Source organism: Arthrobacter sp. LFS091, from assembly GCF_047977885.1.
GTDB lineage: Bacteria > Actinomycetota > Actinomycetes > Actinomycetales > Micrococcaceae > Arthrobacter.
Window position 1 is genome coordinate 1 of the sequence record NZ_JBFPFP010000020.1, and the last position, 2,368, is coordinate 2,368.

A 2,368-nucleotide genomic window follows, 5' to 3' on the forward strand; every position below is an offset into this window, starting at 1 on the left:
CCAGACCACCACACACGGGGGTGCGCAATGATCCAGCCATAATTTCAACCAATCAATAAAACAATCGGTATCAACAAACTTGGCACACTATTGAGTTCTCAAACAACAGACCCCCCAAAACATCACCCCACCGGAACACCACACAAAGCAGCGCACCACAACAGGGCCATTGGAAAAGAAGAGTTATTTTTGGCCGCCTACCGAACCGTACACACCTTCCGGCTTTCCGTTTCGCACCCGGCGACTCAGAAAACAATACACGCCCCACACCACCAACGCAAATCCACCCCCACACCCCACCCCAACCACCCACCAAACCCCCACCAAACCGCCGTCGAACCTTATACAGAAGCCGCCATGACGCCGGCTCTCAGTGGTGGGAGGATGGGACCCATGGAACTGCACATCACAGGCGATGCCGCCGCCGACCAACTTCTCAGCGATGACGCCTTTGCGCTGCTGACTGGCATGTTGCTTGATCAACAGGTGACCATGGAATCGGCCTTCGCCGGTCCGGAGAAGATCCGCACACGCCTTGGATCCTTGAAGCCCGAAACGATTGCCGAGTACGACCCCGCTGGCTTCGTTGAAGTCTTCAAAGAAAGGCCGGCCGTCCACAGGTTCCCCGGTTCCATGGCGGGCAGGGTCCAGGCTCTGGCGGAAACCGTCCACCACGAATGGAACGGAGACGCTGCGTCAATCTGGACAAGCGGCTCCCCCGACGGCGCTGAGGTACTCCGCCGCCTGAAGGCCCTGCCCGGGTTCGGCGAACAAAAGGCGAAGATCTTCCTGGCCCTCCTTGGCAAGCAGTGCGGGCTTCAAGCCGAGGGGTGGCGGGAAGCCGCTGGCCACTACGGCGAGCAGGGCTCGTACCTTTCCGTCGCCGACATCGTGGATCCAGAGTCCTTGGTCAAGGTGCGCGCCAGCAAACAGGCCGCCAAAGCAGCAGCCAAAGCTGCAAAGGCGCCCAGCGCGTAAGACCACCCCTTACAGCAGCCAGACAGAGGAGGGCTCCCACCATTGGTGGGAGCCTTCCTTCATCTCATCGCCAGAACTCGCCAAGCCTCCCTGCCAGGGCCGTGCCCTGGTCGTAGCCAGCTTGGGCAGCGGCAGGACGCAAGGAAATATCCATCGCGTTCGTACCAAACAGGTGCTCGGCATCAGGGCGCGGGAAAATGGTCACCACCCTGCTGCCGCCTGCACGTAGAGCTTCAACCTGCGTCACCAGGTGCATGCCCCACTCCACGGGCTGAAGGGACCGGCCGCCGAAAGGTGACAGCACCAGTACCCGCCCATAGCCGGCTGCCAGGTCGGCATTCTCGGCGTTCGACCGATAGCCGCCGTCGAGGTACCAATTGTCCCCGATCCTGTATGGCCTGGAGCTGGAACAGCTGGCAGCAACGGCATCCACCAGCTCGACACCGCTTCCGCGATCGAAAACGGCAGGTTCACCGGTTTCGGCATCTACGGCCGTGATCAGTACCTGCCGGTCCGGCCAACGTTGATCCGGGAGCCGGGACGCAACGACAGCGCGCCATTTTGATTGCCAGGAATCGTCCGTCGCTGCATCCGACTCCATGGCGGCCGCCCCCATTCGACGGCGCATTTCGGCCGCATCATTGGAGGAGGAGATGATGTGGTTCATCCTCGCTAAGTGGCTCGATACAGGCAACGGGCGGCCGCGGTCAGATCCGGCCGCGCCCGGCCGCCGCTGGGCTTCAGGCACAGGGGCGACGGCGGCCGCGAACAGTTCCGCTGGGGACGACGCGGCCAACTGGGCCGCTGCCGTTGATCCAGCCGACGTTCCGACAGTAAGATCCGGGGTGGTCACATCAAGCCCGGACCCGTAGAGGCCGGCTATCACGCCGATGAGCCACGCGTTGCCGGTGGATCCCCCGCCTCCGAGGACCAACGCAGTATGGGAACTACGCACCGTTGAAGAAGATGTTGTGTTCATGGGAGTTGCCTTTCGCGAATTGCGGATCAAGGCACTCCCGGAGGCGACTAATTCAGTCGCCCGATCGTGGACAACAAGGGAGCGCCCACTATGGATACTGCGTTCATGGGTCTCACCTCCTGTCGACGAATCACGATCACTTGAAAAATAGCACGCCCCCGAGCCACACGCCATGGAACGTTAACGACAAAAGGCCCCCACTTGCGTGGAGGCCCAGGAAGTTGCCGGTGTGAGCGTCGATCGCTGCCGGCACACCCGCACTGTTGTGTCTCTTAAATGTGGGAGACCCCCCGACCCGTGGTGGGTTGGGGGGTCTCGACCTTAATGGTTGTCCGGCGGTGTCCTACTCTCCCACACCCTCCCGGGTGCAGTACCATCGGCGCTGTGGGTCTTAGCTTCCGGGTTCGGAAT

At 61.6% G+C, this 2,368-nt stretch carries 2 protein-coding genes; one reads left to right on the forward strand and one right to left on the reverse strand.

Going from position 1 to position 2,368, the window contains the following annotated elements:
- Nucleotides 1–384: 384 nt before the first annotated feature.
- Complete coding sequence (locus ACNQOP_RS20460) at nucleotides 385–978, forward strand: HhH-GPD-type base excision DNA repair protein (RefSeq protein WP_211712170.1); 594 nt, start codon at nucleotides 385–387, stop codon at nucleotides 976–978.
- 64 nt (nucleotides 979–1,042) lie between these two features.
- Here the strand turns inward: ACNQOP_RS20460 and ACNQOP_RS20465 are convergent, their stop codons facing one another.
- A complete protein-coding gene (locus ACNQOP_RS20465; RefSeq protein ID WP_416405568.1) occupies nucleotides 1,043–1,957 on the reverse strand; it encodes a patatin-like phospholipase family protein in 915 nt (304 codons plus the stop codon).
- Nucleotides 1,958–2,368: the final 411 nt, after the last annotated feature.

Bases quoted from the DNA above. Each gene is read 5' to 3' on its own strand.
- ACNQOP_RS20460 (WP_211712170.1), top strand. From the start codon at position 385: ATGGGACCCATGGAACTGCACATCACAGGCGATGCCGCCGCCGACCAA.
- ACNQOP_RS20465 (WP_416405568.1), bottom strand. From the start codon at position 1,957: ATGAACACAACATCTTCTTCAACGGTGCGTAGTTCCCATACTGCGTTG.